The following is an 8,740-nucleotide window of genomic DNA, read 5'->3' as shown; positions in this document are numbered from 1 at the left end:
ATAAAGAACAATCTAAAATTAAGTTAGTTATAAATGAAAGATCCTAAGCTGATCTCTAATCATCAGGAGTAAAATCGATAACTTCATCCATGAAGTCCATAAAGCCATCATCAAATAGAACCTCGTTGCCGGAAGCAATCCCGTCTACAAGAATATCACACGACAAATCCTGCGTTTCCCGATCTTTAGAACCATAAATATACCTTTGACGGTCCTTCTGCCGATTACGAATCTTTATGAGTTCTTCATGAAGCCAGTGTACAAGCTTCTGCAGAAGTATTGCGCCTCCTAAAGAGAGGAATACACCACCTAAAGCTAGAAATCCAGGAATCACAGGAGCAAATATAGGAACTAAAGAAAGAAGCATAATACCAACCCCCACACCAATAAGAATCCCCCCAACAATAGAACTACTTGCCTCCCCACCTTTTTCAAAAGCATGAACCTCTTCACGAATAGCGCGTTCTGTTTCTAAAACAGACTTTTTATAAACAACTTCCCAAGCCTTGTTAAATTCCTTTGTTGTATAGGTCACACCAACCTTTTCTAAACTCTTACGAACATGTCTTTTATCTCTAAGCTCTTTCCAACGTAACTTACTGATATGTAAGCGAGATTTCAGTTGAAAAGCATAGTAAGACAATCCTGACGACACTATAGGAAGAGTTGTGGATGCTACTGCAGATCCGACAGTAACAACCAAAAGAGCTTGAACTCCTACAAGTCCTCCAAGTCCTGATGCAAGTAAAGCTGCAAAAGCAGCTAAAAATAACAGAGTTGTAAGAGCGAAAATTACTTTTTGCCGTGTTGTTAAAGAAAATTTCTGATTAATTTCTGCATTAGAAATTCTATTAAGACTCTCGCTTATGTTTACATATTCCCTGGGAATTCCGGCATTCTCTTCTTCCTCTTCTATAGAAATTATTTTTGGAGCTTTTTTATTTTCTTGAGTTTTCTGTACATTTTCGGATTGCTTATTCCCTTGAGAACGAATATCTTTTAGGGATGTTTCTACTAATAGATCCCTTTTTACTTGAGCATCTAAAAAATTCTTCCACTGACTTAAGCTACTCCTTAATATAGTCTTTAAAACCGTAGAGATTCCAATAGAGATAAGTGGAGGAGCAAAAATTATAGCAATCATAGCTGGAGTTCCTGAAAGCATAACAGATCCTACAACAGCAAGAAGCACCCCAAGAACGACTAAACCAACCCCTATAATTCCCAAACTTAAAGAAATATGCTGAAGTTTTTTCGCTTCAACTAAAGTTTCCTGAGGACTTAAAGCTTCTCCCCTAGCAACCTTTTCAGAACGAGCGAACCTCATATAAATAAAGTGAGAAAGACTGGTAAAAACCGACTGTCCTCCTTTGCTATATGCGCTAGATCCTAAGTTTCCGATAAGATTTCCATACCCTCCAGGAACAAAACTCGATCCTAATTTTAAAGCTAAACCAAATCCAGAAAACCCTATACCGACAGCTAAAGCACTGCGAAGGCGGGTTTTTTCTTTCATTCTAGGAGCAATCAAATCACGAACAATATACACAAGGTTCTTCATTACAGAAAAACCTCCCAATCCTACACCAGACAATGCTATTCCTAATAAAATACTTTGAGGAACTCCTGGAGCAAGGACTGTAAGAGCAACGACGACAACAGTTATCGCTACAGCTAAAACTATGAATCCCGCCAGAATTCCCACAGAGTGGGTAAATGTTTTCTTTTCAATCTCTGTGTTTTCAATTTTTGAGGGAAGAACAGAAATAATATTAGAAGCTTTGTCTACTGAAGAGGTTATCTGGCTAGCCTGTACCGAATGCAGAGGATCTTGTCCTCCGGGGTTGTTATGTATACTGGGGATCGATGACATGAAAGTTTAAAAAAAAATAAAAACTATTTTTATTATAAAATACAGTCGGCCATATAATCTATGATCCCTGTTATCAAGTAATCTGTAACAATATCTCTTAGAGCTATTTATTAATGATTCTTATTAAGAAAATTGTACTTTAAAAATCATAGTTGCTAAAGGAGGAAGCTCGATATCTATCCCCCAAATCTCCCCATGATCCTGACAAAGAATGGGCTGTCTCCTTCCTTTTCCTGATCCACCAAAAACCACATCATCTGTATTCAAAAGCAAAGAGCAACTCTTAATACTCTGACATCGAAGAACATATGAAGGAAAACAGCCCGCACTAAAATGATGAATACAAAGGAGAGCCGTTGAATGCTCTCCTTTAGCAAAACGGTAATACGCAATGACATTGTTATTGGAATCCTGGAAATCTATCCAACGGAAAGATTCATGGTTTTCATCTCCTGCCCATAGATAAGGAGAACGAATGTAAAGAAAGTTCATTTCTGAGACACAATATTGTAAGGTTTTATGCTCAAGATTCTCTAAGAGGTCCCAATCTAAGGAACGATCTGGAGACCATTCGTTTCTTTGTCCAAATTCTCCTCCCATAAAGATAAGTTTTTTCCCTGGCTGACATAACTGATAACTTAATAATAATCTAAGATGAGCAAAGCTTTCCCAAAAATCTCCAGGCATTTTTCTGAGTAAACTTCCTTTACCATGAACAACTTCATCATGAGAAAATGGTAGAAGGAAACGTTCGTTAAAAGCATACCACAAACTAAAAGTTAGTTTTCCTTGATGATAGGAGCGATGCACAGGATCTCTTGTAAAATAATAAAACGTATCGTGCATCCATCCTAAATTCCATTTATAATCAAAACCTAGTCCCCCACGATCAACACATTCCGTAACCTTAGGGAAAGCCGTAGATTCTTCTGCAAATGTCAATACTCCAGGATAGTATTGATGAATGATAGAGTTTAGGTGTTTAAAAAACTCAATAACATCAAGATTTTCTTTTCCTCCAAATTTATTTGGAGACCACTCTCCAGGCTCTCTTCCGTAGTCTAAATAGAGCATAGAAGCAACTGCATCTACACGTAGACCATCTATATGCATTTTGTCTATCCAATATAGAGCACTTCCTATTAAAAAATTCACCACCTCTTTAGAGGAAAAATCAAAAGTATAGGTACTCCAATGAGGATGAAGAGGGGAAGCGTTCCCTAAAAACTCATAAAGAGGCTCACCATCAAAATCTGCTAAAGCAAAAGAATCTGTAGGAAAATGGCCAGGAACCCAATCTAAGATAATTCCGATATGTTCATTATGCAAATAATCAACAAAGTACTGAAAATCCTCTAGAGAACCATAACGATGTGTTGGGGCATAATAACCTGTAACCTGATAACCCCAAGATTCATTTAAAGGATGTTCCGTAATCGGTAAGAGCTCTACAAAAGTATAATGCATTTGTTTACAGTATGCTGCGAGTTTTGGAGCAAGTTCACGATAACCCAGAGGCCTATCCTCATGCCATAACCAAGATCCCAGGTGTATTTCGTAAATCATTATAGGACGATCTTGATTCTTATTTCTCTGTTGCATCCAGAGATTATCACTCCATACATACCTTTCAGAATTCGCAACAACAGCAACTCCTTGAGGAGGAGGTCCAAAGTACTTTCCATAAGGATCTGTTTTGATAACAATTTCTCCGGAAGCTGTTACGATTTCCCATTTATAGTGAGTTCCTTCTTCTAATCCAGGAATAAAAAGTTCCCAAACTCCTCCTTCAGAAAGTTTTCTTAAAGGATTAACTAAGCCGTTCCAGAAATTAAAATCACCAATAACAGAGACTCTTTGAGCATGAGGAGCCCAGACAACAAAGAGCACGCCAAAAATTCCTTCTACTTCCATAGGGATTGCTCCCATCTTTTCATAAATACTATAGTGCCTGCCTTGATGAAATAAGAAGGAATCAAGTTCTCCCCATAAAGGAGAAAAAGCATAGGGATCGTGAGCTAGTAAACCGTTTTGATGATAAACACGATAATCTTGAAGAACTACACCTTTCGGAACAGACAAAGAGAATAACCCTGAATGATGAGGTAGAGTATAAAATGTTTCTCCTTGAAGTTCGACAGCAACTTCCCTAGCTCCAGGACGGAAAAGCACTATGCGATCGCGATCAGAGTTTTCAGAGATAACTCCCAAGAAATTATGAGGGTTACTCTGTCTTCCAGACACCAACAAAGCAAGATCTCGAGAATTGAATAACCGCTCGACCATTTTACAGAGAATTTATTTGCAAAAACAATCCCATAGATAAGTTGTTCCTGCTTTTATCTCCACACTTTCCCCCAAAGAAAGCGTTTGTTTTCCCGGTTGACGCTTACCGATCCATTGACGTTGGCGACATCTAGACACTGAAGATCCACAATCTAAAAGGATTGTTGTTGTATGCGTTGCCGTTAATGCAAGCTGACGGATAGTCTTTTTTGTCCAGACTAAAGAAAGTGTTCCAATATGAGGTAAACTCACACCAATAAGACGCCCGCAAGGAAATTCTGGAGGTAAAGAAGGGAGAATTTCCAAAATGCTGTCCTGACTACGAACAAAAATTTCCTGAAGGATTGGAAAGCTTTTACGTAAAAGAATAAATGGTACGGATTTCTCTTTTTCGAGATTCTTAGGAAGAATACCTTGATAGTCCTCATCATATAACCTAGGAAGAAAACAATCCGAAAATCCTGCCATAGCTAAAGAAAGCAGAGTAGAACAAATCGTAACTTTGTCTCTTAAGAGAATTTTTTCCTGAGCTGCAGCTAGAAGTTTCCCTGTCCCTAGATTTAAAACTTCTTCGTCCTGGCAAGAATTCGGAACCATAGCGCCTAAGCGAAACCAGAAAGGTAAGATTTCCTTTAGATCTTGACGACTCCGAATCTTTTGCCAATCTGCGTGTTTATGTACACCAAGAAAAAGAAGAGGTCGTGCGGATGATGCTGAGGGCAACCCCTGCGTAGATTTTTCACAAGCTCCTGAGGGTAAGAGGTAATATTTGTAATATTCAGAATGAATAGCAAGCCCCCCACGATGAAGATCTTGGAAAACCACAAAACGCTTTGAAGGTCCAGGAATTGCTAAAGATTCTTCCGCAATAAGCTCATGAGATTGAGAAAACAAGCGCCAAAGCCCAGGAAAAATTTGAGCATAAAGCGTCGAACCAGGAATAGGAATAAATTTTCCAGGTTCTCTAGTGTAAGGCCTTAATCTTTGTGTTATAGAAATCATATCTGTACTCCTAAAAAACCATCTTCACGAACATCTTCTAAGATAACGGAAACTAGAGAGTTTTCAGAAGTACCTAAAGAAGCGGGGAAAAAAACCTTTTCAAAATAAGGTGTATGCCCTACAGCTTCTCCAGAATTCAAAACTTGCTCAACAAGCACAGAGGTCGTAATTCCTAAACGTTTCTTCATTTCTCTTTGGGCAACATTTTTTGCAATTTCTGCTAAGTATTTTTTACGCTCTGCTATAATCTTTTGTGGGATTTGCGCTTCATAAGCATAGGCTTTCGTTCGAGGGCGTGGACTGTAGGGGAAAATATGTACTTTTATGAAACCGATATCTTCAATTATCTTCACAGAATCTTCAAAATCCTGATCACTTTCTCCAGGGAAACCCACAATAACATCTGTAGTAAAGGTGTAATGAGGATCAAAAGAACGAAGCTTCTCTACACAATCTAAAAACATGTTTCTCGTGTACTTGCGATTCATTCTTTTTAAAATAGCATTAGATCCCGACTGAAGTACTAAATGAGAGGAGGGGCAGGTATGCCTGCAAGAAACCAAAGTGTTGCAAAGATCCTCGTTAACATCTTCAGGATCTATAGAAGAAATTCGGATTCTTTCCAGACCTTGTATCTGATCTATTTTTTGTATAAGAGATGCTAAGGACACTTCTCCATCACAGTAATCACCAACATTGATTCCTGCGACAACGACTTCACGGTATCCTCGATCTACGAGAGTAGAGATCTCTTCAAGAATAGCTTTGTGAGAACGGGAAACGGATCGTCCTCGTAAATAGGGAATAATACAGTAGGAACAAAAGGAGTTGCAACCATCTTGAACTTTTATAAACGCTCGTGATTTCCCTTCAAAACTCCGAATTCGAAATTCTGGAGGCTCTTCTAAATGAGGGAAAAGCTTTGCTATAAGGTGTCCTTTTTCCTTATTAGGGACAAGAAGACACTGTCGTCCTAAAGAGAGGAAGAATTGCTTATCAGCTTCTCCCAAGCATCCCGTAACGACTAAGCATGCATCAGGATTCTGTCGACAAACCAGACGAACAGCGTGGCGTCCCGAACTCTCCGCAGCAGAAGTCACAGCACATGTATTGACAATGCATAAGTCTGCAGGTGTATTCGCATCGAAGATTTCTACATAACCTAGCATTGTAAGCTGATCTCTATAGCCTTGAATTTCATATTGATTTACGCGACACCCTAAACAAACCAATTTAAAAGTTTTCGTTGCCTCTGCAATAGTCATAGAATTTTATTCAGAATCATTATCTTAGAAAGAAAAGTATTTTAAAATATCGTCCCTTTTCCTAACTAATAAAGATTGCATTCAGAGAAAATCTTAAATTGAGTTTCCAGGAGAGGTATTTTTTTAAAAATAAAAATTATTAATCTTTTTTGAGGGAGAGTTCACCACGCACAACAAAACGGCGAAATTTCTTTTGAAATTCTAAAGGTAGGTAAGCCTCAACAACTAAAGAATCCTCTTGATGATCTACAGACATGACAAGTCCTGCATCACAGAGCTCTGTAAATTTTCCATATTCGGTATATGGGAAACGCAAAGCAACTTCGCAACATCCTTTCTGAAGAATAGAAGACATAGCTTTAAGAAGATTTTGTATTCCCTCACCAGTTTTCGCTGAAACTAAAATTGTTCTTGGAGAAAGCAATCGCAATTTCATAGAAACTTTACCATCAGGAAGAGCGTCTATTTTATTCAAAACAGTGATTATTTTAGGATTTTCTATGTGAAGCTCTTTTAATAATGCAAACGTTGTTTGAATATGTTCTTCAGCTAAAGGATGCGAAGCATCCACAACATGCAACAATACATCCTCATGTAAAGCAGCTTCTAGAGTACTTTTGAAAGCTGCGACTAAGGTATGCGGTAGTTTTCGAATAAACCCTACAGTATCTGTAACAAGGACACGGCGCCCTCCAGGAAGTACGCATTTTCGTGTTTTAGGATCCAAAGTAGCAAATAGCTTATCTTCAGCAAAAGTTTCTGCTGCTGTTAAAAGATTCAATAGAGTACTTTTTCCTGAGTTTGTGTAACCAATTAAAGCAAAAGTCGGAATCCCACTACGCTCTTTTACTTTTCTACGCCCTGCTCGCTGCTTTTCTACAGTTTTTAGCTGTACTGTAAGCTTGTAGATTTTTTCCCGAACCATACGACGATCAAGCTCTATTTGCTTTTCACCTTCGCCTTTAATAAAGCCCCCACTCCCTCCTCCAGATTTTTGTCGAGACAAATGACCCCACATTCGCTTAAGACGAGGTAAAAGATAATGAGCTTGAGCTAGTTCTACTTGAATCCCAGCCTCTACACTCAAGGCTCGACTAGCAAAGATCTCTAAAATTAACTCTGTTCTATCTAAAATAATGACGCCCAAACGACGTTCTAAATTCCTTTGTTGAGAAGCAGAGATTTCCTCATCGATAATTACCACTCCTATAGTTGGGAAAGTTTTAAGAATCCCTTCGATCTCTAAAAGCTTTCCTTCATTTAAAAAAGTTGAAGCCGAGGGTGTTTGTAATATCCACGAACGCGTTTCCAAAACAGTGATGTTGCAAGAATCTGCAAGAGAAATAAGTTCATCAAGATGTTCCTTAACAATTTCTTGTGAGATTTTATTGTTATAACAAGTAACTGCTAAAGCTTGAGAAGAGTCTTGTTCTTCTCGAGGTAAAGAAAATCTAATATCTGAAGTATTTTCTATTTTTTTCTTCAAAGTTTTTTTTATCTTGTCCAAGAGACCTCCATACCATCATAAGCAAAAAGACATTCAGAATACTGACCCAGTTCATTTTCCAAACAATGACCAATATGGGTAATGATAAGTTTTTTAACTCCAATATGCTCTGCAAAAGTTTTTGCTTCTGCTATAGTAAGATGGGAAGAAGATCTTCCACCAAAGGCTTTAGGAATTTTTAAAGTTGATGCAGAAAGGATCAACGTATCTACATGATCTAAATAACTAAAAATTTTTCTGTCATATGTTAATAAATCTGTAAGATAAGCAAGATTTCCAAAGCGAAATCCTAAAACTTCACAAGAACGCTGATAATAAGTAACGTATGCATAAGAAAGCCCTTCAAAAACACCTTCACCATAGGGTTCATTCACTATCTGGAAATCAAGCACTGCGGGAAGAGATGAGTCTTTACCATGAGGAGAAAGTAAGTAACTCTTAGAAGACTCTAAATAACGAAATGTGCTTCCTGAAAGTATAACGGAAAGGGGGCGTTGCTTAACAATGTACCATGCACGCAAATCATCAATCCCTCCAATATGATCATAATGTGCGTGCGTAAAAAAAACTCCAGAGAGCTCCTTGATATCGTAGCGTAGCATCTGTTCTCGGAAATCAGGACCTGCGTCTATCAGAAAATTTTTTCCTTGAAATGTTATGAGTACAGAAGGACGTAAACGATGCACTTTCCTTTCCTGACACACGGAACAAGAACAAAATGGTACAGGAATACCTTCAGGATTTCCTGTTCCCAAAAACATGAGCTTTCCAGAAGAGGAATTTTCTTCTTCAAAAGTTTCCATACGC

The 8,740-nt window shown here is 38.1% G+C and carries 6 protein-coding genes; all 6 read right to left on the bottom strand.

Annotation, left to right across the window (positions count from 1 at the left end; translation table 11 throughout):
- Window positions 1–55: 55 nt before the first annotated feature.
- Window positions 56–1,873, bottom strand: a complete 1,818-nt coding sequence (locus JMS40_RS02745) for a hypothetical protein (RefSeq protein WP_201456745.1) — start codon at window positions 1,871–1,873, stop codon at window positions 56–58.
- 123 nt (window positions 1,874–1,996) lie between these two features.
- Complete coding sequence (gene glgB / locus JMS40_RS02740) at window positions 1,997–4,159, bottom strand: 1,4-alpha-glucan branching protein GlgB (RefSeq protein ID WP_201456744.1); 2,163 nt, start codon at window positions 4,157–4,159, stop codon at window positions 1,997–1,999.
- Between the two features lie 12 nt (window positions 4,160–4,171).
- Window positions 4,172–5,161, bottom strand: a complete 990-nt coding sequence (locus tag JMS40_RS02735) for a hypothetical protein (protein WP_201456743.1) — start codon at window positions 5,159–5,161, stop codon at window positions 4,172–4,174.
- Window positions 5,158–6,426 (bottom strand): tRNA (N(6)-L-threonylcarbamoyladenosine(37)-C(2))-methylthiotransferase MtaB, encoded by a 1,269-nt coding sequence (gene mtaB / locus JMS40_RS02730; RefSeq protein WP_201456742.1) that lies wholly within the window; start codon window positions 6,424–6,426, stop codon window positions 5,158–5,160. Before mtaB ends, JMS40_RS02735 begins: the two co-directional genes overlap by 4 nt.
- A 139-nt stretch (window positions 6,427–6,565) precedes the next feature.
- Complete coding sequence (hflX, locus tag JMS40_RS02725) at window positions 6,566–7,933, bottom strand: GTPase HflX (RefSeq protein WP_201456741.1); 1,368 nt, start codon at window positions 7,931–7,933, stop codon at window positions 6,566–6,568.
- Entirely contained in the window at window positions 7,921–8,736 is an 816-nt protein-coding gene (locus JMS40_RS02720; protein WP_201456740.1) for an MBL fold metallo-hydrolase, read from the bottom strand. The genes hflX and JMS40_RS02720 overlap by 13 nt, the downstream gene beginning before the upstream one ends.
- Window positions 8,737–8,740 lie beyond the last annotated feature (4 nt).

The organism is Chlamydia sp. 17-3921, assembly GCF_902705545.1.
Lineage (GTDB): Bacteria > Chlamydiota > Chlamydiia > Chlamydiales > Chlamydiaceae > Chlamydia.
Note: the sequence above shows the minus strand (reverse complement) of the source record. Positions and strands in the feature narration are given on the sequence as shown.